Source organism: Variovorax sp. P4_B11 (assembly GCF_056402355.1).
In genome coordinates this window covers 1-21,900 of the sequence record NZ_JBFUHO010000098.1, presented here as the reverse complement: position 1 = coordinate 21,900, position 21,900 = coordinate 1, and the positions used below count along the sequence as shown (strand labels likewise).

Below are 21,900 nucleotides of genomic sequence, written 5' to 3'. Positions count from 1 at the left end.
GGCTTGTAGTAGGTCTTGGTGTTCAGATCCTCGCTGTCGCCAAACACCCAGCTGGTCTGGGCTGCTTCCGAGAAGGTGTTGCTGCGCTGCGCCAGGAACTCCAGCGTCTTCACGCCCAGGTACTGGGTCGGGCTGTCCGGCAGCCACGCCACCTGCCCCATGGTGGTCGAGTAATCGCCCTCGTTGTTGCTGTCGTAGGCACCCACCTGCCATGTCATGTTGGTGAAGCGCGCAGTGGCGGGGTATGCGTTGTTCGCCGCTGCCGGGTAGGTCGTCGAGGTGCCAGCGGTTGCCGTGCCCGTTCCGTAGCGGTAGGCGATGCCCGCGGCCTGGTTCATCTGGGATGCAATCGTGCGGTAGGACGACGCATTGACCTGGAGCGCGCTGTCGACGATGTCGCCCGCGACCGGGGTACCGCCGCCGGTGCTTGGCACGGTGGGCGTCGTCGTTGTCGTGTCCCCGCTGCTTGTGCTTCCGACCGTATAGCAGGCYTTSACGACGCCAGGCGCGGGATCCTGSCCGAAATAGGTGTTGTTGCAGGTCGCCGTCCCCGTCACCGTCTTCTGGACCCAGCTCGAGCCGGCCCCGTACTGCACGGTCGTGGCCGTGGCGACGGTGAACGAAGCGCCTTCATTCGCCAACAACGTGGAAGTCGTCGGGGTCGTSGGGGTCGTSGRGSTCGTTGTCGWGCTCRCYGAATAGCAGGCTTTGACRACGCCAGGCGCGGGATCCTGGCCGAAATAGRYGTTGTTGCAGGTCGCCGTCCCCGTCACCGTCTTCTGGACCCAGCTCGWGCCGRCCCCGTACTGCACGGTGGTGGCCGTGGCGACGGTGAACGAAGCGCCTTCATTCGCCAACAACGTGGAAGCCGTGGGGGTCGTGGAGCTCGTTGTCGTGCCGGTCTGCGCAAAGCACCCCTTGAGAACGCTGGGGGCGGGATCGCTGCCGAAAAAGGCGTTGCTGCAATACGCCGAGCCGCTGACGGTCTTCTGGACCCACGAGGAGTTGACGCCGTACTGGACGACCGTGCCGCTGGGGACCGTGAACAACTGGTTTTCGGTCGCGATGCTGATCCAGCTCGCGTCGAGCTTCTGCACGGCGGCTTGCTTGCTTCCGCTTGCGGCCAGCGCTGCTGCATCGCCGGTCGATTCCGCGTCGGCCGACTTGGCCGCCGTTGTGGTGTCGGCTGTCGCGCCCACACCCGAGGTGCCGCTGCCCGAGCTTCCACCACCGCAGCCGGCCAGGATCGCCAGCAACACGAGATAGGTAAACTTTGATATTACTTTCACACTTGATTCCTCCAATTGACATGATTTTTCAGCCTTAGGCATGTCAACGCAAGCAAGTGGAGTCGGATTTTTCCTACATTTTGTTCAGGTACATCGGGTTACTCCTCTCCTCTTTTCAGCCTAGAACTAAGTCTTTTGTCATAGACAACGGGCGAGAAGTGCAACCAATTCGTTGCCAACGTCGATGAAAAGACCATGATGGCCTTACACCCTTTCACAAAAAGGGCGACTCGTGTTCATTCGATGCACAGCGCCGGAGGCTCGGCGGAGCGCCTTGAGGGCGGTTTCGGGAGGGGAATGAAGCGGACGGCTCAAGCGCCCGCAGGCCACGCCGCCGCGGCTAGGGCCTGTTCACACTGTTTCCGGAGTCGCGAAGGCATGCCCGGACGGGCCAATCAAGGCGCGCGACGCCGCATGTGCGTTGGCACATGCAAGGAGTGCAACGCCGAGTGGCCTGTCCGGGCATGCCTTCCCTGCGGGTTGCCCGGCCAAGGGGCCGTCTGCGGCGTTGCCCGCGCTTGCAAGGCGCAAGCCTTGCTGCGCACGCGCGCCTTGCAGCCAGCCCCTTGGCCGGGCAACGCGATCTCCGGAAACAGTGTGAACAGGCCCTAGAACAGCACCCGGCTGCGGATCGTCCCAGGCACCTTGGCCAGCTTCTCGAGTGCCAGGTCGGACGAGGCGGCATCGATGTCGGTCACCACGTAGCCCACCTTCTCGTTGGTCTGCAGGAACTGCGAGGCGATGTTGATCTGGTTGTCCGAGAAGATCCGGTTGATCTCCGACAGCACGCCCGGGACATTGCGGTGCACATGCAGCAGGCGATGCTTGCCCGGATGCGCCGGCAGCGCCACCTCGGGGAAGTTCACCGACGAGGTCGAGGTGCCGTTGTCGCTGTACTTGACCAGCTTCTCGGCCACCTCGAGGCCGATGTTGGCCTGCGCCTCCATGGTGGAGCCGCCGATGTGCGGCGTCAGGATCACGTTGTCGAGTCCGCGCAGCGGCGACCGGAACTCGTCCCTGTTGCTGCGCGGTTCGACCGGGAACACGTCGATCGCGGCGCCCAGCAGCTTCTTCGCCTTCAGGGCCTCGGCCAGCGGCTCGATCTCGACCACGGTGCCGCGCGAGGCGTTGATCAGGATCGCGCCCGGCTTCATGGCCGCGATCTCGGCGGCGCCGATCATCCACTGCGTGGCCTGGGTCTCGGGCACGTGCAGGCTCACGATGTCGCTCTGCGCCAGCAACTCGGGCAACAGGCGGACCTGGCGCGCATTGCCGAGCGGCAGCTTGGTGACCACGTCGAAGAAGCAGACGTTCATGCCGAGCGCCTCGGCCAGCACCGAGAGTTGCGCGCCGATCGAGCCGTAGCCCACGATGCCCAGCGTCTTGCCGCGGATTTCGAAGGCATTCTCGGCCGACTTGAGCCAGCCGCCCCGGTGCGCCACCGCACTCTTCTCGGGCACGCCGCGCAGCAGCAGGATGGCCTCGGCCAGCACCAATTCAGCCACCGAGCGGGTATTGGAATAAGGGGCGTTGAAGACCGCCACGCCATGCTCTCGCGCAGCCTCCAGGTCGACCTGATTGGTGCCGATGCAGAAGCACCCCACCGCCACCAGCCTGTGCGCTTCGGCGAACACCTCGTCCGTCAGTTGGGTGCGCGAGCGGATCCCGAGGAAATGCACATCGGCGATGCGCGCCTTGAGTTCGGCATCCGGCAAGGCACCGGAAAGCGACTCGATGTTGCTGTAGCCCGCGGCCCGCAGCACCTCCACCGCCGAAGGATGGATGCCCTCGAGCAGGAGGAACTTGATCTTGCTTTTGTCGAGTGAAGTCTTGCTCATTCCGGGGCCAGAAAGTCGAATGACGATGCTAGCATGGTGCGCCGCAGCACGACGTGCCTGCCGCGGCGCACCAAAAGGGTTTCCCCGGCTGGTGGACGCTTCGTGGCGCGCAAAGAATATGTGACGCTGTCGTGTCATACGCGCGACCTAGCATCCGCGCTTTCATTTCCCCCTCAGGAGTCTTCATGCGATTCAAAACGCTCGCCATGGCATCGGCGCTGGCCGCAACGCTTTCCACCTCCGCGTTGGCACAGACCGAGATCCAGTGGTGGCATTCGATGACCGCCGTCAACGGCGAATGGGTCAACGACCTGGCCAGGCAGTTCAACGAGAGCCAGAAGGACTACAAGATCGTGCCGACCTACAAGGGCCAGTACGACGAATCCATGACGGCCGCCATCGCCGCCTTCCGGGCCGGCAACGCGCCGCATATCCTGCAGGTCTTCGAAGTCGGCACCGCGACCATGATGGCCAGCAAGGGCGCCATCGTTCCGGTCGGCCAGGTCATGAAGGACGCCGGCGAGAAGTTCGACCCGAGCGCCTACATTCCTGCGGTGGCCGGCTACTACACGGCGCCCAACGGCCAGATGCTGAGCTTCCCCTTCAACAGCTCGACCACCATCTTCTATTTCAACAAGGACGCCTTCAAGGCGGCCGGCCTGCCGACCGACAAGGCGCCCGTGACCTGGCCCGAAGTGGTCGCCGCCGCGGCCAAGCTCAAGGCCAGCGGCCACAAGTGCCCGTTCACGACGGCCTGGCAGAACTGGACTCAGCTCGAGAGCTTCTCGGCCTGGCACAACGTCGAGTTCGCGACCAAGAACAATGGCCTGTCCGGTCTGGACACGCGCCTGAAGGTCAGTTCGCCGCTGCACCAGCGCCACGTCGAGAACCTGGCCAGCATGGCCAAGCAGGGCCTGTTCATCTACAAGGGCCGCGGCAACGTCCCCGAGGCCTCGTTCGTGTCGGGCGAGTGCGCCATGATCGCGACCTCGTCGGGCTTCTACGGCAACGTGGCCAAGAACGCCAAGTTCGCCTACGGCCTGACCGCGCTGCCCTACTACCCCGATGTTCCGGGCGCGCCGCAGAACACGGTCATCGGCGGCGCCAGCCTGTGGGTGATGGCGGGCAAGAAGCCGGAAGAGTACAAAGGCATCGCCAAGTTCTTCAGCTTCATCTCGACACCTGAAGTGCAATCGGCCAGCCACAAGCGCACCGGCTACCTGCCGATCACCACGGCGGCCTACCAGCTCACCGACAAGTCCGGCTTCTACAAGGAGCATCCGGGGACCGACGTCGCCGTGACCCAGATGATCCGCAAGGTGACCGACAAGAGCCGCGGCATCCGCCTGGGCAACTACGTGCAGATCCGCGCGATCGAGGACGAGGAGCTCGAGCAGGTCTGGAGCGGCAAGAAAACCGCCAAGGAAGCGCTCGACGCCATCGTGACGCGTGGCAACGAGCAGTTGGAACGCTTCCAGAAGGCAAATAAAGGCTGACGCCTTTATTTGCCTTCTGCATTCAGGTTGGCACCCCACCCTGCCCTCCCCGCCAAGCGGGGAGGGTGCTTGCCGGTGCTTGGCAAGGTGCTTGGCAAGGTGCTTGGCGGGGCGCCACACACGATAGACTCGCAGCCCCGCCGGGCCTAAGAACCGGCGGGGTTTCTTTTTGAGGGATTCATGGAAAAACGCGTCGTCTTTCGCTCGGGCTGGCTGCCCTGGGCGCTGCTAGCGCCGCAAATGGCCGTCATCATCGTGTTCTTCTTCTGGCCGGCCAGCCAGGCGCTGATGCAATCGATGCAGATGCAGGATGCCTTCGGCACCTCGACCGAATGGGTCGGCTTCGACAATTTCAAGCAGTTGTTCTCGGACCCGAAGTACATCGACTCCTTCGAGACCACGGCGCTGTTCTCGATCCTGGTGGCCTTCTTCGGCCTCACGATCTCGCTCGTGCTCGCCGTCTTCGCCGACCGCATCGTGCGCGGGGCGATGCTCTACAAAACCCTGCTGATCCTGCCCTATGCCGTGGCACCCGCGGTGGCGGCCGTGCTGTGGGTCTTCATGTTCTCGCCCTCGCTGGGCGTGATCGCCTACGCGCTCGGCAAGATCGGCATCGACTGGAACCACCTGCTCAACTCGACCCACGCCATGACGCTGATCGTGTTGGCCGCGGTCTGGAAGCAGATCTCCTACAACTTCCTGTTCTTCCTGGCCGGCCTGCAGTCGATTCCCAAGTCGTTGATCGAGGCCGCCGCCATCGACGGCGCCGGGCCCCTGCGCCGATTCTGGACGGTGCAGTTCCCGCTGCTGTCGCCGACCACCTTCTTCCTGCTGGTGATCAACATCGTCTACGCCTTCTTCGACACCTTCGCGATCGTCGATGCGGCGACCCAGGGCGGGCCGGGCCGGGCGACCTCGATCCTGGTCTACAAGGTGTATTACGACGGCTTCAAGGCGATGGACCTCGGCGGCTCGGCCGCGCAGTCGGTGGTGCTGATGGCGATCGTGGTGGTGCTCACCGTGATCCAGTTCCGCTACGTTGAAAAGAAGGTGAACTACTGATGGTCGAACGAAGCCCCACGCTCGGCATCCTGGCCCATGCCGTGATGATCTTCGGCGTCCTGATCGTCGCCTTCCCGCTCTACCTGGCCTTCGTGGCATCGAGTCACACGGCCCAGGAAATCGTGCAGGCGCCGATGCCGCTGCTGCCCGGCGGCCACCTCTGGGAGACCTACAAGTCGGCCCTGTTCGGTCGCACGGCCGGCGCCGGATCGACCGCGCCGGTGGCCCGCATGATGTGGGTCAGCCTGGTGTCGGCACTGGTCATCACCTTCGGCAAGATCGCGATCTCGCTGCTGTCGGCGTTCGCGGTGGTGTACTTCCGCTTCCCGTTCAAGACGCTGTGCTTCTGGGCCATCTTCGTGACGCTGATGCTGCCGGTCGAAGTGCGCATCGGCCCGACCTACCAGGTCGTCTCGGACCTCGGCATGCTCAACAGCTACGCCGGCCTGACGATTCCGCTGATCGCCTCGGCGACCGCCACCTTCCTGTTCCGGCAGTTCTTCATGACCGTGCCCGACGAGCTCATCGAGGCTGCCCGCATGGACGGCGCCGGCCCGATGCGCTTCTTCTGGGACGTGCTGCTGCCGCTGTCGAAGACCTCGATCGCGGCGCTGTTCGTGATCCAGTTCATCTACGGCTGGAACCAGTACCTGTGGCCGCTGCTCGCGACCACCACCGAGGACATGTACCCGGTGGTGATCGGCATCAAGCGCATGATCGCCGGCGGCGACGGCCAGAACGAATGGAACATCGTGATGGCCACCGCGCTGCTGGCGATGCTGCCGCCGGCGCTGGTCGTGATCCTCATGCAGAAGTGGTTCGTCAAGGGACTGGTGGACACGGAGAAATGACCCACCCCCAGGTTGGCTCACTTCGTGTAGCCGCCCACCCCCTGCGAGGGGGCAATACCGGCGGCCCGGCGAAGCCGGTTCCGCGGTATTCCTGGAACAAGATCGGCACGCGCATGGCGTTGGCCGCAACAGAGAACTGAGAAGCACATGGCAGCACTTTCACTGCGCAACGTCATCAAGCGCTACGGCCACGGCCCGAAGGCCAACCAGGTCATCCATGGCGTCAGCGCCGAGATCCCCGACCACGAATTCGTCGTCATCGTCGGGCCTTCGGGCTGCGGCAAGTCGACGCTGCTGCGGATGGTCGCGGGCCTGGAGGAAATCAGTGCCGGCGAGATTCGCATCGGCGACCGCGTGGTCAACAACCTCGAGCCGTCCGAGCGCGACATCGCAATGGTGTTCCAGAACTACGCGCTCTATCCGCACATGTCGGTCTTCGACAACATGGCCTACGGCCTGAAGATCGCCAAGGTGCCGGTGCCCGAGATCAAGACCCGGGTCGACAAGGCAGCCAAGATCCTCGAACTCGGTCACCTGCTCGAACGCAAGCCACGCCAGCTCTCGGGCGGCCAGCGCCAGCGCGTCGCCATGGGCCGTGCCATCGTGCGCCAGCCCAAGGTGTTCCTGTTCGACGAACCGCTGTCGAACCTGGACGCCAAGCTGCGCGCCCAGACCCGGCTCGAGATCCAGAAGCTGCACCGCGAGCTCGGCATCACCTCGCTGTTCGTGACCCACGACCAGGTCGAGGCCATGACGCTGGCCGAACGGATCATCGTCATGAACGGCGGCGTGATGGACCAGTTCGCCACGCCCGAAGAGGTCTATTCGCGTCCCGCCACCACCTTCGTCGCGAGCTTCATCGGCTCGCCGCCGATGAACCTGCTGAAGCATGCGCCCGGCGTGCGGCCCGGCATGATCCTCGGCATCCGGCCCGAGCACCTGAGCCTCGATGCGAGCGGCTGGTCGGTGCAGGTCGAGCATGTCGAACTGCTGGGTGCCGAGCGGCTGATCTATGGCCGCATCGGCGACGAGCAGCTGATCATGCGGGTCGACGAGGGCCACACGCCGCCGGTCGCCGGCGACACCGTCAAGATCGCAGCGCGCCAGGACAAGCTGCACTGGTTCGACGCCGGCTCCGGGAAGAGAAGCGCATGAGCGCAGCGTCGGCTGCCTGGCCCTACCCGCGCTGGATCGCCCATCGCGGTGCCGGCAAGCTGGCGCCGGAGAACACCCTGGCCGCCTTCCGCCTTGGAGCCGAATACGGCTATCGCATGTTCGAATGCGACGCCAAGCTCAGTGCCGACGGCGTGCCCTTCCTCTTGCATGACGCAACGCTCGAGCGCACCAGCAGCGGTCGCGGGATCGCAGGCGAGTTGCCTTGGGCGGCACTGTCGCAGATCGACGCCGGTGCCTGGCATTCGCGCCGCTACGCCGGCGAGCCGCTGGCGAGCCTCGAGGGCCTGATCCGCTTCTGCCTGGCGAACCGCTACGCGTTGAACATCGAGATCAAGCCGACCCCCGGGGTCGAGCGCCTGACCGGCGAGGTCGTTGCCCGCCACACCGCGCAGCTCTGGACAGACGCGGCCCAGCCGCCGCCCCTGCTCACTTCCTTCGCGCCCGACGCCCTGCGCGGTGCGCTCGCCGCCCAACCCGGACTGCCGCGCGGCCTGCTGCTGGACACGCTGCGCGAGGGCTGGCTCGACGCGGCGCTGGAACTCGGCTGCGTCGCCGTCGTCTGCAACTACGCGCTTTGGGACGGCGCGACGGTGGCGCAGGTGCACGACGCCGGAATGCGCGCGCTGAGCTACACCGTGAACGACGAATGGGCGGCCGAGCGGCTGCTCGCCCTTGGCACCGACGGCATCATCACCGACCGCGTCGACCGCTTCAGCCCCACGTGAATGTGGAGGGAGCCCCATGCATTCCGTCACTTCGTGTACTCGCGGCGATCCGGCGCCGGCCTGAGCCCGCCGACGGCTTGTTTCGAACCGGCAGCCAGCGGCTTCTATGATGAAGACCATGCGCTGGCTCCCCCATCTCAAGGCCCTCCTGCTGGCTCTCGCGCTGTGCGCCGCGGGCGCCTGGGCGCAGGACCCCGCGCCCGAGACCACGCCCACGGTGGAGTCGCTGCGAAGCCAGCTCGAGGCCGTGCCGTCGCAGATCGAGACCAGCGCCAGCGTGCGCAGCGTGGTCGAGCAGCTCAACGCGATCAGTGCCGCGACCGACAAGTTCATCGCCGCGCGCACCGGCGATCTCAACGACCTCAACGCCCGACTCGGTGAACTCGGCAACGCGCCAGCCGCCGGCGCGACCGAGAACCCCGACATCACGCGCCGCCGGGCCACGCTGACCAAGGAGCGCAATGCGCTCGATGCCAATATCCGGCTGGCGCGATTGGTCTCGGTAGATGCCCAGCAGCGCGCCAGCGAGCTGCTGGCCAAGCGCCGCGCCCTGTTCGAAGCCCAGCTGACCGAGCGCGCACCCTCGCCGCTCGGGCGGGAATTCTGGGAGGACATCGATGACGCCTGGTCCGGCGACATGGCCCGGCTCGACCAGCTCGGCGCCGAAGTGGCAGAGGGCTTCGAGACCGCGCGCCAACCGGCCCATGCGGTGGCCGTGCTCGGCACGCTGGCGGTCGCCCTGCTGGTGGCCGTGCTGGGCAACTGGCTGGCCGAGCTTGCGCTGGCCCGGTTCGCCGCGCGCTTCCTGCCACCCGGCCGGCTGCGGCGTTCGCTGCTCGTGATCGCAGTCGTCACCGCCAACGTGCTGCTGGTCGGACTGGCGGCGCAAGGCGTGTTCGCCGTGTTCGACAGCCATGGCATCTGGGGGCCCCAGACCCGCAAGCTCGGTCAGAGCGTGGTGCAGTCGAGCATCTTCATTGCCTTCGTGGTGGGACTGGGCCGCGCGCTGCTCTCCAACGGACGGCCTTCGTGGCGATTGCCGCCGATCTCGGACCCGATGGCCGCGCGGCTCGCGCCCTTTCCGTGGGTCATGGCGCTGGTGGCCGTGGTGGTGTGGATGCCGACCCAGGTGAATGCGGTGATCGAGGCGAGCTTCGCCGCGGTGATCGCCACCCATGTGATGACCGCCCTGGTCCTGACGGCCATGATCGGCGCCATGCTGCTGCGCCTGCGCAGCGCGCCGGTGGCCCAGGCGCCGGCCGCCGCGGCGGCACCGAACGCGCCGAGCCCGCCGCCGGCACCTGTCGCGCCCTCCGCGGCCGAGTCCGACTCCGGCGGCCTCGAACGTCCGATGTGGGTCGGTGTGCTGCTGGCCGGGGTCACGCTGATCCTGATCGCGATCTGGGTGCTGGTGGGAATCGGCTACGTCGCGATGGCCAGCTTTCTGGCGAGCCAGCTCACCTGGGCCGGCATCGTGGCGGCCGCTTTCTACGTGCTGTTCAAGTTCGCCGACGACCTGTTCACGGCGGTGGTGTCGTCGCGCAGCAACTTCGGCCAGAAGCTGCAACTGAGCTTCGGCCTGCAGCCGCGCTCCCTCGACCAGGCGGCGGCGGTGCTCTCCGGCCTGAGCCGCGTGATCCTGTTCTTCTACATGGTGATCGCGCTGGCGACGCCGCTGGGCACCAGCCCGGGCGAGGTCTACCAGCGCAGCGGCAAGTTCGGCAGCGGCATCAAGATCGGCGAGATCCAGCTCGTGCCCGGTGCCATCATCAGCGCGGTGACGGTGCTGGTGATCGGCTTCATCGCCCTGCGGGTGGTCAAGCGCTGGCTGGAGCAGCGCTACCTGCCGCACACCGGCCTCGAGCCCGGGATGCAGAGCTCGATCACCACCCTGCTCGGCTACGTCGGCGGGATCATGGTGCTGGCCTTCGGACTGTCGGCGCTGGGCATCGGCATCGAGCGCATCGCCTGGGTGGCGAGCGCGCTGTCGGTCGGCATCGGCTTCGGCCTGCAGGCCATCGTGCAGAACTTCATCTCGGGGCTGATCCTGCTGGCCGAGCGCCCGGTCAAGGTCGGAGACTGGGTGGTGCTGGGGAATGCGGAGGGCGACGTGCGCCGCATCAACGTGCGCGCCACCGAGATCGAGCTGGGCGACCGCTCCACGATGATCGTGCCGAACTCGGAATTCATCACCAAGACCGTGCGCAACATGACCCTCTCCAATGCCGAGGGCCGGGTGCTGATCCGCCTGCCGATGCCGCTGACGACCCACGCCACGAAGGCCCGCGAGGTCATGCTGGCGGCCATTGCCGATCACCCGGGCGTGCTGTCCACGCCAGCCCCCTCGGTCACGCTCGAGGGCGTCGAGGTGGGTTTCCTGATCTTCCAGGCGGTCGCCTACGTGCAAAGCCCCCGCCTGGCGGGCGGCGTGCGCAGCGACGTGCTGTTCGCGATGCTCGAGGGGCTGCGGGCGGCGGAGCTGCCGATGGCGGCCTATCCGGGGGCAGCGGCCTATTCGGGCGCGCCCGGAGCGCCGGCACCCGTCGTCGCGCCGCCGCCGCCGCCGGTCTTGCCGGGCCTGGCGAGCTAGGCGCGGCGCCAGCCACCGCCCAGCAGCCATTGGCTGGTGGCGCAGGCCAGCACCAGGGCGGCGTAGGAAGTCATCTTGCCGTCGCGGCCGAACACCACGAGTCCAGCCACCAAGACCGTCGTGCCGACTATGAAATTGATAGCACCCTGAATCCACCAGGCCGGCGCTTTGGCAGACTTTCGCATCGCGACCCGGCCCAGCAGCGCCGTCAGGAAGCCGACCGCGAAGGCCGGGGCGACGAAATTGAGCAGGTGATCGACAAGTTCCAGCGCTGACATGGCAGAGAGTTCGCCGTCCCGGTCGCGGCCTTTTTCGCGGCCGCGGGTCGTCCGGGCCTTGCCCATTTTATAATCACGCGCTATGTCAGTCTGGGCCCTCGGCTTGAACCACACGACCGCGCCGCTCGACCTGCGCGGTCGTTTCGCGTTCGCCATCGACCAGATCGCCCCGACGCTGCACAGCCTGCGGACTTCCTTCGGCTCGAACCGGCATCCCGGCGTCGAGGCCGCGATCATCTCGACCTGCAACCGCACCGAGATCTATTGCGCCGCCGACCAGGTGGCGCTCGAGCACACGGTCGACTGGCTGGCCCACAGCGGCGGCGTCTCGCCGGCCCTGCTGCGCTCGCATGCCTACACGTTGTACGACCATCACGCCGCGCGCCACGCCTTCCGCGTCGCCAGCGGGCTCGACTCGATGGTGCTCGGCGAAGCCCAGATCCTCGGCCAGATGAAGGACGCCGTCCGCGCCGCCGAAACCGCCGGCGCGCTCGGCAGCACACTCAACCAGTTGTTCCAGCGCTCCTTCGCGGTCGCCAAGGAGGTCCGCACCGCGACCGAGATCGGCGCCCATTCGATCAGCATGGCGGCGGCGGCGGTGCGGCTGGCCGGCCAGCTGTTCGAGGACCTGCAACACACGCGGGTGCTGTTCATCGGCGCCGGCGAGATGATCGACCTCGCGGCGACGCATTTCGCGGCCCGGCAGCCCAAATCCATCGTGATCGCCAACCGGACGCTGGAGCGCGGCGAAAAGCTGGCCTCGCGCTTCGGCGGCGAAGCCATGCGGCTGGCCGACCTGCCGGCCCGGCTGGCCGAGTTCGACATCGTCGTCAGCTGCACCGCCAGCACGCTGCCGCTGATCGGCCTCGGCGCGGTCGAGCGTGCGCTCAAGCTGCGCCGGCACCGCCCGATGTTCATGGTCGACCTGGCGGTGCCGCGCGACATCGAGCCCGAGGTCAAGGCGCTCGAGGACGTCTACCTCTACACGGTGGACGACCTCGCCCAGGTCGTACAGCAGGGGCACGCCAACCGGCAGGCGGCCGTGGCGCAGGCCGAAGTCATCATCGATGCCGGCGTCCAGAGCTTCATGCACTGGCTGGACCAGCGTGGCACGGTGCCGCTGATCCGCCAGCTCAACGCCCAGACCGACGAATGGCGCGCCATCGAGCTGGCCCGCGCGCGCAAGCTGCTGGCCAAGGGCGAGAGCGTCGATGCGGTGCTCGAGGCCTTGTCGCGCGGCCTCACGCAGAAGATGCTGCACGGCGCCCTGGCCGAGCTGCATGCCGGCGACGCCGCGGCGCGCGAGCAGACGGCACAGACCCTCTCGCGCCTGTTCCTGCGCAACGGACCGCGCAAAGAGCGTTAGCGACGCTGGTCGCTCCGGCGGCGCCGTGCGCCCCGCCACACCCGCGGCCGCATCACCCGGCTGCGGCCTTCTCACCCGCCCTGCCCCGCATCCCGTGAAACCCTTCCTGCGTCACCAACTCGAGCGCTATGCGCAACGCCTCGGCGAACTCGACTTCCTGCTCTCGCGCGAGGACATCATGTCCGACATGGCGCAGTACCGAACCATTTCCCGCGAGCATGCCGAGGTCACGCAGGTCGCCGGCCGCTACAGCCGCTACCAGCAGCGCGAGGCCGACCTGGCCAGCGCCCGCGAGATGCTCGACGAGCCCGAGATGGCCGAGATGGCGCGGGAAGAAATCGCGGCCGCCGAGACCGAGCTGCTGCAGCTCGACGACGAACTGCAGCGCCTGCTGCTGCCCAAGGACCCGGACGACGCCCGCAACGCCTTCCTCGAAATCCGCGCCGGCACCGGCGGCGACGAATCGGCGCTGTTCGCCGGCGACCTGCTGCGCATGTACACGCGCCATGCGGAGCGCGCCGGCTGGCGCTGCGAGATCGTCAGCGAGAGCCCGAGCGAGCTCGGCGGCTACAAGGAAGTGGTGATCCGGATGGTCGGCGACGGCGTCTTCGGCAAGCTGCGCTTCGAATCCGGCGGCCACCGGGTGCAGCGCGTGCCGGCCACCGAGACGCAGGGACGCATCCACACCAGCGCCTGCACGGTCGCGGTGCTGGCCGAGCCCGACGAGGCGCAGGCGGTGCAGATCAACCCGGCCGACCTGCGCATCGACACCTACCGCGCCAGCGGCGCTGGCGGTCAGCACATCAACAAGACCGACTCGGCGGTGCGCATCACGCACATCCCCACCGGCATCGTGGCCGAATGCCAGGACGACCGCAGCCAGCACCGCAACAAGGCCAAGGCGCTGCAGGTGCTGTCGGCGCGGATCCAGGAAAAGGACCGCAGCGAGCGCGCGGCCAAGGACGCCGCCATGCGCAAAGGCCTGATCGGCACCGGCGACCGCTCGGACCGCATCCGCACCTACAACTTCCCGCAGGGCCGCCTCACCGACCACCGCATCAACCTGACGCTCTACAAGCTGCTGGCGATCATGGAAGGCGACCTCGGCGATGTGCTGGCCGCCCTGCAGGCAGCGCGCGAGGCCGAGCAGCTGGCCGAGCTCGAAGCCAGCCTGCCGGGATGAACAAACACCCCCGAAGCGCCTTCGGCGCCCCGAGTCGCTGCCAGAGGCAGCGGCTCTTCGGGTCCGTCCAAGCCTGCGCAGGCAGGCTTGGAGCCGCGGACCTCAGCCCCTCAAGGGGGCGATACCAGCGGCCCGGCGAAGCCGGTTCCGCGGCATCCCTGGCCTGGGCCGCGCCACTTCCGCCCGGCCACGCGGGGATAGTCCGGTGACGTCACCCTCGACCCCAGCGCAGATGCTGGCCGCGGCGGCGGCTCTCGGCGTCGACCGGCTCGATGCCCAGCTGCTGCTGCTGCATGCGCTGGGCCGCGCCGCGAGCGAGCGCGCCTGGCTGCTGGCCCACGACACCGACACCCTGGCCGACGGCAGTTGGTCCGCCTTCGAGCGGCTGTGCAACCGCCGGGTGGCCGGCGAACCGGTGGCCTACCTGGTCGGCGAGAAGGAATTCCACGGCCTGGGCCTGCAGGTCGACACCCGCGTGCTGGTGCCGCGACCCGACACCGAGACACTGGTCGAATGGGCGCTGCAGTGCCTGGACGGCCGGACCGCACCGGCGGTGCTCGATCTCGGCACCGGCAGCGGCGCGATAGCCCTGGCGATCCAGCATGCGCGGCAGGACGCCCGAGTCGCGGCGGTCGACGCCAGTGCCGACGCCCTGGCGGTGGCCCGCGCCAACGCAGACCGGCTCGGCCTGCCGGTGCGCTTCGCCCAGGCCGACTGGCTGGACGGCGCCGACCGCGGGCTGGACCTGATCGTCTCGAATCCGCCCTATATCGTGGCCGGCGACCCGCACCTGGCCGCGCTGCGCCACGAACCGCTGCAGGCGCTGGTGTCGGGTGCCGACGGACTGGACGACATCCGACGCATCGTCCGGGCCGCCCCGAACCACTTGAAGGACGGCGGCTGGCTGCTGCTCGAGCACGGCTACGACCAGGCCGGCGCGGTGCGGCGGCTGCTGGCCGATCGCGGCTTCGAAGCCGTCCAAAGCCGCGACGACCTCGCCGGCATCGCGCGCTGCTCCGGCGGATTCTGGCCGGGAGTGAAATAATCCGCCCAGTCCAATTTTCAGGAGTCACCCATGTCCGACACCCAGCAGCGCATCGACGATCTCGTCAAGAGCAACAACCTCGTGCTCTTCATGAAGGGCAATGCCAGCTTCCCGATGTGCGGCTTCTCGGGCCGCGCGATCCAGATCCTCAAGGCCGTCGGGGTCGACACCCGCACCCTCAAGACCGTCAACGTGCTGGACGACGCCGAAGTGCGCCAGGGCATCAAGGAATACAGCAACTGGCCGACCATTCCCCAGCTCTACGTCAGAGGCGAGTTCGTCGGCGGCTCGGACATCCTGATGGAGATGTACGAGTCGGGCGAGCTGCAGCAGATGCTGAACGCCAGCCCCGCCTGACCTGGCCTGTGACCACCGCGCGACAGGTCCCCAAAACCCGCCAAAGCGAGAAAACCTAGACATCCTGCGAACCCGGGCACGGCTTATGCTGTCCAAAGAGTGTTCGAAACCGGAGGTGTCCATGGATTCCCGCAGTCTCGTCCCCGCGTCGCCGTCGTTCCAGCTGCCGGTCGCCAACCTGCGCAGCGTGTTCCAGACGCATGACGTCGAGCGCAAGCTCGCCAAGCTCCCCGAGCGCGAGCACGAGCACTTGCGCACCACCTACGAGCGCATGCTCGAACGCGGTCCCGATCGCTTCCAGGTCAAGCCCAGCGGCGTGCCCGAGATGGCCGCGCTCTATGCCCAGCTGCCCAACTTCACCGAGGTGCTCGACGACGTGCGCCGCCATGTGGCGCTGGCGCAGGACAGCCGCGACGGGCTCGAGGTGACGCCGATGCTGCTGCTCGGCGCCCCCGGCATCGGCAAGACCCATTTCGCGAAGAAGCTGGCCGAACTGCTGGGCACTGGCATGTCGCTGGTGCCGATGAACTCGATGACCGCCGGCTGGCTGCTCTCGGGCGCTTCCTCGCAATGGAAGGGCTCGAAGCCCGGCAAGGTGTTCGAAACGCTGGTCGAGGGCCAGTACGCCAACCCGGTGATGGTGATCGACGAGATCGACAAGGCCGGCACCGACAGCCAGTACGACCCGCTGGGCGCGCTCTACAACCTGCTCGAGCACGACACCGCGCACGCCTTCGTCGACGAATTCGCCGAGGTGGCGATCGACGCCAGCCAGGTGATCTGGATCACGACGGCCAACGATCCGCGCGGCATCCCGGAACCGATCCTCAACCGCATGAACGTGTTCGAGATCGAGCCGCCCTCGCCCGAGGCGGCGCGCCAGATTGCACGCCAGCTCTATGCCTCGATCCGGGCCGAGCACGACTGGGGCCGCCGGCTGGCCGAGGAACCCGGGGCGGACGTGCTCGACCAGCTGGCCACGCTGGCGCCGCGCGAGATGCGGCGCGCACTGATGACCGGCTTCGGCAATGCCCGGCTGGCCGGCCGCGAAGAGGTCCGGGTCGAAGACCTGCCGCGTGCCAATGCCGCCCGGAGCCGGATCGGGTTCGTCCAGTAGCGGGTCGTTCGCGCAGCAGCGCTGCGGTATTCGCCTTGGGAGCGGCCCGGCGGCGCATTGGGCGACCTTCGCGCAGCAGCGCTTCGGTATTCGCCTTGGGAGCGGCCCGGCGGCGCATGGCACCATGTCGGTCTTCATCGACCGACCATGACCCTGACACAGAACCTCCTGATCATCGTCGCGCTGATCGGGACCAGCGCCTTCTTCTCCCTGGCCGAGATCTCGCTGGCGGCCTCGCGCCGCCTGAGGCTTCGCCAGATGGCGGACGAGGGCGACGCGCGCGCCGAGCACGTGATGCGCATCCAGGAGCAGCCGGGCCACTACTTCACCGTGGTGCAGATCGGCCTCAATGCGGTCGCGATCCTCGGCGGCGTGGTCGGCGAAGGCGCGCTGAGCCCGTACTTCGCGCGCCTGTTCGAGCTCTGGCTCAGCGTCGAGGCGGCGAAGACCGCCGCTTTCCTGGCCTCCTTCGCCAGCATCATCTCGGTCTTCCTGGTCTTCGCCGACCTGTTCCCCAAGCGGCTGGGCATGAGCAGCCCCGAATTGCTCGCGGTGCGCATGGTCGGGCCGATGCAGGTCCTCATCACCACTTTCAAGCCCCTGGTGTGGCTGTTCACGGTGTCCACCGACCTGCTCTTCAAGCTGCTGGGCATGCCGCTGCATCGCGACGAGAAGATCACCTCGGCCGACATCCTCGCGATGACCGAGGCCGGGGCCCGCGCCGGCGTGCTCGCGGTGCGCGAGCAGCAGGTGATCGCCAATGTCTTCGAACTCGACACCCGGCTGGTCAGCAGCGTCATGACATCGCGCGACCGCATCGCGTGGTTCCTGCGTGACGACCCCGAATCGGTGCTGCGGGCGCGCATCGTCGCCGAGCCCTTTTCCGCCTACCCGGTGTGCGAGGGCGACATCGACCACGTGCTGGGCTATGTCGATGCCAAGGACATGTTCCAGCGCGTGCTGAGCGGCCAGCCGCTGTCCTTCGACCACGGCCTGCCGCTGCACAAGGCGCTGGTGATCCCCGATCGCATCTCGCTGACGGAAGTGCTCGAGCTGTTCCAGCAGGCGCACGAGGACTTCGCGATCATCGTCAACGAATACAGCCTGGTGGTGGGCGTCATCACGCTCAACGACGTCATGAGCACGGTGATGGGCGACCTGGTCGGCCCTCAGGACGAAGAGCAGCAGATCGTCAGGCGCGACGAGAACTCCTGGCTGATCGACGGCGTGACGCCGATCCAGGACGTGCAGCGCGCGCTCGACATCGAGACCCTGCCCCACGTCGACGAGTACGAAACCCTCGCCGGCTTCCTGATGGTGATGCTGCGCCGGGTGCCCAAGCGCACCGACACCGTCAGCTGGGCCGGCTACACCTTCGAGGTCATGGACGTCGACAGCTTCCGCATCGACCAGGTCATGGTGACGAAGATGTGACTCGCCCCCAGGTTGTCCCGCACTTCGTGTCGGGACGCCCACCCCCTACCGGGGGCGCAGTCAGCGGCCCGGCGAAGCCGGTTCCGCGACTGCCCACCAACAGGCGCGCTACGCGCAGCCGAAGAGCAAGCACAGCGCCAGTTTCCCCGGCCGGCGAAGCCAGGCCCGTCGGTGAAACACCGCGGAACTGGCTTCGCCAGGCCGCTGGTGTTGCCCCCCGGTAGGGGGTGGGCGCCCGGACACGAAGTGCCGGGCAACCTGGGGGCGAGCTCAATCCGTTCGGTCTCTGAAGACCCAGAGCCGCTGGTTCGCGAACACCGCGTCCGGATACGGCGAGCGGCCGCGACTGCCGTTGTAGCGCCCCAGCGTCATGAAGAGGTCGCCCTGCTCCCGGTCGAGGTAGTGGCGCAGGATCACGCAGCCGAAGCGCAGGTTGGTCTGCATGTGGAACAGCTTGGACGGGTCGCTGTCGCCGATCACCCCGGTCCAGAAGGGCATCACCTGCATGTAGCCGCGGGCGCCGGCGCTCGAGACCGCGAACTTGCGGAAGTTGCTCTCGACCTGGACCAGCCCCAGCACCAGGCTGACGTCGAGCCCGGCACGGCGCGCCTCATACCAGACCGTCTGCAGGAACTCCTTGCGCGTCGGCCAGTCCGGCAGCTTCTTCTTGAGCCGCTCGCTCATCGCGCCGAGCCAGCGCAGGTAGGCCATGCGGGCCTCGGTGGCGCCGAATTCCGGGATTGGCGGCGCCTTGTTCCGGATCGCCGAGCTCAGCGCGGTGCGCACCGAGTCGATCAGCGGCTCCTCGATCTGGGCCCCGGCGAAGGCACTCTGCGGCAGGGCCAGCGAGAGCGCGCCAGCTGCCGCGCCGCCGAGGCACTGGCGCCGGGAGAGGCCAGAGGCTTTCAAGGCCGCCGGCTCAGGCCGCCGCGAGGCGTTGCGCGATGAAGTCGGCAATGCCGGCCGCCGGCACCTTGGTCGCAGCCGCATCGCGGCGGTGCTGGTACTCGAGCTGGCCTTCCTTCAGGCCGCGGTCGGAGATCACCACCCGGTGCGGCACGCCGATCAGCTCCCAATCGGCGAACATCGCGCCGGGGCGCTCGCCGCGATCGTCGAGCAGCACGTCGACGCCGGCCGCCAGCAGTTGTTCGTAGAGCGCCTCGGCCGCGGTCTTGACCTCGGCACTGCGGTCCATCCCGATCGGGCAGACCACCACCGTGAAGGGCGCGATGGCATCGGGCCAGATGATCCCGCGCTCGTCGTTGTTCTGCTCGATGGCCGCCGCCGGCAGCCGCGTGATGCCGATGCCGTAGCAGCCCATCTCGAGGAACTGGGGCTTGCCGGCCTCGTCGAGGAAGGTCGCGTTCATCGGCTTGCTGTACTTGGTGCCGAGCACGAACACGTGGCCGACCTCGATGCCGCGCTCGATCGCGAGCAGGCCGCGGCCGTCGGGCGAGGGATCGCCCGCCACCACGTTGCGCAGGTCGGCCACCGCTTCGGGCTCGGGCAGGTCGCGGCCCCAGTTGACGCCGGTCAGGTGGAAGTCGACCTCGTTGGCGCCACAGATCCAGTCGGCCATGACCGCCACTTCGCGGTCGGCGACGATCTTCACCGGCTGCTTGAGATTCAGCGGGCCCAGGTAGCCGGGCTCACAGCCGAAGTGATCCTCGATCTCGGTCGCAGTGGCGAAGCGGAAGCCCTGGTCGAGGCCCGGCACCTTGCTCACCTTGATCTCGTTCATGTCGTGGTCGCCGCGCAGCAGCAGCAGCCAGACCGTCGCCTTCTTGATGTTGCCGGCCTCGTCCAGTTCATCGGTGGCCAGCACCAGCGACTTCACGGTGGTGGCCAACGGCACGCCGAGCAGCGCGGCGACGTCCTCGCAGGTGCTCTTGCCCGGCGTCGGCGTCTTCGTCAGCGCGCCTGTGGCGGCGCCGCGCGGACCGGCCGGCGCCAGCGCCTCGGCCTTTTCCATGTTGGCGGCGTAATCGCTGTCCGGGCAGTAGACGATCGCGTCCTCGCCGGTGGCCGCGATGACCTGGAACTCCTGGCTGACGTCGCCCCCGATGGCGCCGCTGTCGGCTGCCACGGCCCGGTAGCGCAGCCCGAAGCGGTCGAAGGCCCGGCGGTAGGCATCGGACATGATCTTGTAGCTGGCCTTGGCGCTCTCGAGGTCGCGGTCGAAGCTGTAGGCGTCCTTCATGATGAATTCACGTCCGCGCATCAGGCCGAAGCGCGGCCGGCGCTCGTCGCGGAACTTGGTCTGGATCTGGTAGAAGTTCTTCGGCAGCTGCTTGTAGCTGCGGATTTCCTGCCGGGCGATGTCGGTCACCACCTCTTCGCTGGTCGGCTGGATAACGAAATCGCGGTCATGCCGGTCCTTGATGCGCAGCAACTCGGGTCCGTAGCCCTGGAAGCGCCCGCTCTCGGCCCAGATCTCGGCCGGCTGCACCACCGGCATCGCCAGTTCGACCGCACCGGCCCGGTTCATTTCCTCGCGCACGATGGCCTCGACCTTGCGGATCACGCGCAGGCCCATGGGCATGTAGGTGTAGATGCCGGTGCCCAGCTTCTTGATCATGCCGGCCCGCATCATCAGGCGGTGGCTGGCGACCTCGGCATCGGCGGGCGCTTCCTTGAGGGTGGAGATAAAGAATCGGGAAGCTTTCATCGGTCTCGAAGGGGGCTGGAACGGGTGATCGGGAGGGCAGGTCCTGAACGGTCCTGGAACCGGTCGCTTGCCGTGCGCAACCCGGCATGCATAATCGACTCAGTTCAAAAAATTGGGGTTTGATTATGCTCGACCGGGACGGCTTCAGGCCCAACGTCGGCATCATCCTGCTCAACCAGAGAAACCAGGTTTTCTGGGGCAAACGCATTCGCACCCATTCCTGGCAGTTTCCGCAAGGCGGCATCGATCGCGGCGAAAGTCCCGAGCAAGCCATGTTCCGGGAACTGCACGAGGAAGTAGGTCTCCATCCGGAGCATGTGCGGATCGTCGCCCGTACCCGCGACTGGTTGCGCTACGAGGTGCCGGATCGGTTCATCCGCCGTGACGCACGGGGGCACTACAAGGGCCAGAAGCAGATCTGGTATTTGCTGCAGCTGACCGGTCACGACTGGGATCTGAACCTGCGCGCCACCGACCACCCGGAGTTCGACGCCTGGCGCTGGCACGACTACTGGGTGCCGCTCGACGTGGTGGTCGAGTTCAAGCGCGGCGTCTACGAGATGGCGCTGACCGAACTCGCCCGCTACCTGCCAAGGCAGGATTTCCGCAACCGCTTCCTGCGCAGCAATGTGCGGGCCCGCGAATTCGAGCGCCATCCGCCCGGCGCGGGCCATGAACCGACTTTCGAGCTGCCGCCCGGCGCCAGCTTCGATCCCAACCCGAATGCCCATCTTGCCAACGACCCTGCCTCGACGAACGACTCATCCCCTCTCCCGCGCTAGCCGCACCCTCCTGCTGGCCTGCTTGCTGGGCGGCGCCGGCCTGGCCCAGGCGCAGCTGTTCGGCGACGTCGACTGGAAGGAAACCGAGGTACCACCGCCGCCGGCCTTCGATCCGAACAAGCTGGTGGCCATCGACATGCCGCGCTACATGACGCTCAAGTTCGGCGTCGACCCGGCGACCATCACGCTCACCAAGGACGGCGTGGTTCGCTACGTGGTGGTCGCGGCCCACAAGGAGGGCGGCGGCTTCAATGCCTTCTACGAGGGCCTGCGCTGCGCCACGGCCGAGTACAAGAGCTATGCGCGCTTCAACAACGGCAATTGGGAGCTGACGCCGGCACCCGAATGGAAACGCCTCGGCGAACGCAATTCGAGCTACACCAAGGCGCTGGCGGCCCAGGGGCTGTGCCGGGGCGAAGCGCCGCGCGCCTCGGTCGGCGAAATGATCCGCTCCCTGAAGGCGCCGGTGCGCGAAGTGGAATAGCGCTGCGCGGGGCCGTCCCAGGCCGGCCTGCGCCCCCTCGGGGGCAGCGACCCACACGCAGTGGGGGAGCGTGGGGGCCCAGGCCGGCGCCGGGCCGCCCCAAGGCGGCCTGCGGCCCCCTCGGGGGGCAGCGACCCACACGCAGTGGGGGAGCGTGGG

The 21,900-nt window shown here is 67.4% G+C and carries 20 protein-coding genes; 15 read left to right on the top strand and 5 right to left on the bottom strand.

Features of this window, described 5'->3' with window-relative positions:
• Positions 1 to 434: hypothetical protein (locus tag AC1DYD_RS39115; RefSeq protein WP_478178102.1), on the bottom strand; the 434-nt coding region annotated here is incomplete at its 3' end.
• Positions 435 to 750: 316 nt separating this feature from the next.
• On the opposite strand from AC1DYD_RS39115, the gene AC1DYD_RS39110 reads away from it, so the two are divergent.
• Positions 751 to 1,266, top strand: a complete 516-nt coding sequence (locus tag AC1DYD_RS39110; protein WP_478178101.1) for a hypothetical protein — start codon at positions 751 to 753, stop codon at positions 1,264 to 1,266.
• Positions 1,267 to 1,897: 631 nt separating this feature from the next.
• On the opposite strand, the gene serA is transcribed toward AC1DYD_RS39110, so the two are convergent.
• Complete coding sequence (gene serA, locus AC1DYD_RS39105; protein ID WP_478178100.1) at positions 1,898 to 3,127, bottom strand: phosphoglycerate dehydrogenase; 1,230 nt, start codon at positions 3,125 to 3,127, stop codon at positions 1,898 to 1,900.
• A gap of 185 nt (positions 3,128 to 3,312) precedes the next feature.
• Here serA and ugpB point away from each other — a divergent pair, with 185 nt between their 5' ends.
• From ugpB to AC1DYD_RS39075, 6 genes are all read left to right on the top strand, one after another.
• Entirely contained in the window at positions 3,313 to 4,623 is a 1,311-nt protein-coding gene (gene ugpB / locus AC1DYD_RS39100) for a sn-glycerol-3-phosphate ABC transporter substrate-binding protein UgpB (RefSeq protein WP_478178099.1), read from the top strand.
• A 180-nt stretch (positions 4,624 to 4,803) separates the two neighbouring features.
• Entirely contained in the window at positions 4,804 to 5,685 is an 882-nt protein-coding gene (ugpA, locus tag AC1DYD_RS39095; RefSeq protein ID WP_478178098.1) for a sn-glycerol-3-phosphate ABC transporter permease UgpA, read from the top strand.
• Entirely contained in the window at positions 5,685 to 6,536 is an 852-nt protein-coding gene (ugpE, locus tag AC1DYD_RS39090) for a sn-glycerol-3-phosphate ABC transporter permease UgpE (RefSeq protein WP_478178097.1), read from the top strand. Before ugpA ends, ugpE begins: the two co-directional genes overlap by 1 nt.
• A gap of 147 nt (positions 6,537 to 6,683) precedes the next feature.
• The gene (gene ugpC / locus AC1DYD_RS39085; RefSeq protein ID WP_478178096.1) at positions 6,684 to 7,691 is read left to right on the top strand and encodes a sn-glycerol-3-phosphate ABC transporter ATP-binding protein UgpC; all 1,008 of its coding nucleotides are present in this window, start codon (positions 6,684 to 6,686) and stop codon (positions 7,689 to 7,691) included.
• Positions 7,688 to 8,437, top strand: coding sequence for a glycerophosphodiester phosphodiesterase (gene ugpQ / locus AC1DYD_RS39080; protein WP_478178095.1), 750 nt, complete (start codon positions 7,688 to 7,690; stop codon positions 8,435 to 8,437). Before ugpC ends, ugpQ begins: the two co-directional genes overlap by 4 nt.
• A gap of 118 nt (positions 8,438 to 8,555) precedes the next feature.
• Complete coding sequence (locus tag AC1DYD_RS39075) at positions 8,556 to 11,027, top strand: DUF3772 domain-containing protein (RefSeq protein WP_478178094.1); 2,472 nt, start codon at positions 8,556 to 8,558, stop codon at positions 11,025 to 11,027.
• Here the strand turns inward: AC1DYD_RS39075 and AC1DYD_RS39070 are convergent.
• Positions 11,024 to 11,305, bottom strand: a complete 282-nt coding sequence (locus AC1DYD_RS39070) for a hypothetical protein (RefSeq protein ID WP_478178105.1) — start codon at positions 11,303 to 11,305, stop codon at positions 11,024 to 11,026. The genes AC1DYD_RS39075 and AC1DYD_RS39070 overlap by 4 nt on opposite strands.
• An 82-nt stretch (positions 11,306 to 11,387) precedes the next feature.
• Between AC1DYD_RS39070 and hemA the strand changes: the two genes are divergently transcribed.
• From hemA to paeA, 6 genes are all read left to right on the top strand, one after another.
• Complete coding sequence (gene hemA, locus AC1DYD_RS39065) at positions 11,388 to 12,671, top strand: glutamyl-tRNA reductase (protein ID WP_478178093.1); 1,284 nt, start codon at positions 11,388 to 11,390, stop codon at positions 12,669 to 12,671.
• A gap of 94 nt (positions 12,672 to 12,765) precedes the next feature.
• Positions 12,766 to 13,854: a peptide chain release factor 1 gene (prfA, locus tag AC1DYD_RS39060; protein WP_478178092.1), complete on the top strand. Its 1,089-nt coding sequence runs from the start codon at positions 12,766 to 12,768 to the stop codon at positions 13,852 to 13,854.
• A 232-nt stretch (positions 13,855 to 14,086) separates the two neighbouring features.
• Positions 14,087 to 14,899 carry a peptide chain release factor N(5)-glutamine methyltransferase gene (gene prmC / locus AC1DYD_RS39055; protein ID WP_478178104.1) on the top strand — a complete coding sequence of 271 codons (813 nt, stop codon included), beginning with the start codon at positions 14,087 to 14,089 and terminating at the stop codon, positions 14,897 to 14,899.
• Between the two features lie 30 nt (positions 14,900 to 14,929).
• Positions 14,930 to 15,256, top strand: a complete 327-nt coding sequence (gene grxD / locus AC1DYD_RS39050) for a Grx4 family monothiol glutaredoxin (RefSeq protein ID WP_478178091.1) — start codon at positions 14,930 to 14,932, stop codon at positions 15,254 to 15,256.
• Between the two features lie 121 nt (positions 15,257 to 15,377).
• Positions 15,378 to 16,373 carry an AAA family ATPase gene (locus tag AC1DYD_RS39045; RefSeq protein ID WP_478178090.1) on the top strand — a complete coding sequence of 332 codons (996 nt, stop codon included), beginning with the start codon at positions 15,378 to 15,380 and terminating at the stop codon, positions 16,371 to 16,373.
• A gap of 147 nt (positions 16,374 to 16,520) precedes the next feature.
• Positions 16,521 to 17,807, top strand: a complete 1,287-nt coding sequence (paeA, locus tag AC1DYD_RS39040) for a polyamine export protein PaeA (protein ID WP_478178089.1) — start codon at positions 16,521 to 16,523, stop codon at positions 17,805 to 17,807.
• A gap of 270 nt (positions 17,808 to 18,077) precedes the next feature.
• Here paeA and AC1DYD_RS39035 read toward each other — a convergent pair whose 3' ends face one another.
• Together AC1DYD_RS39035 and AC1DYD_RS39030 are read right to left on the bottom strand one after the other, a co-directional pair.
• Positions 18,078 to 18,716, bottom strand: a complete 639-nt coding sequence (locus tag AC1DYD_RS39035) for a lytic transglycosylase domain-containing protein (protein ID WP_478178088.1) — start codon at positions 18,714 to 18,716, stop codon at positions 18,078 to 18,080.
• Positions 18,717 to 18,726: 10 nt separating this feature from the next.
• A complete protein-coding gene (locus AC1DYD_RS39030) occupies positions 18,727 to 20,475 on the bottom strand; it encodes a proline--tRNA ligase (RefSeq protein WP_478178087.1) in 1,749 nt (582 codons plus the stop codon).
• 125 nt (positions 20,476 to 20,600) lie between these two features.
• On the opposite strand from AC1DYD_RS39030, the gene AC1DYD_RS39025 reads away from it, so the two are divergent.
• On the top strand, positions 20,601 to 21,257 hold the full coding sequence (locus AC1DYD_RS39025) for an RNA pyrophosphohydrolase (protein WP_478178103.1): 657 nt from the start codon (positions 20,601 to 20,603) through the stop codon (positions 21,255 to 21,257).
• 22 nt (positions 21,258 to 21,279) lie between these two features.
• Complete coding sequence (locus AC1DYD_RS39020; RefSeq protein ID WP_478178086.1) at positions 21,280 to 21,741, top strand: CNP1-like family protein; 462 nt, start codon at positions 21,280 to 21,282, stop codon at positions 21,739 to 21,741.
• Positions 21,742 to 21,900: the final 159 nt, after the last annotated feature.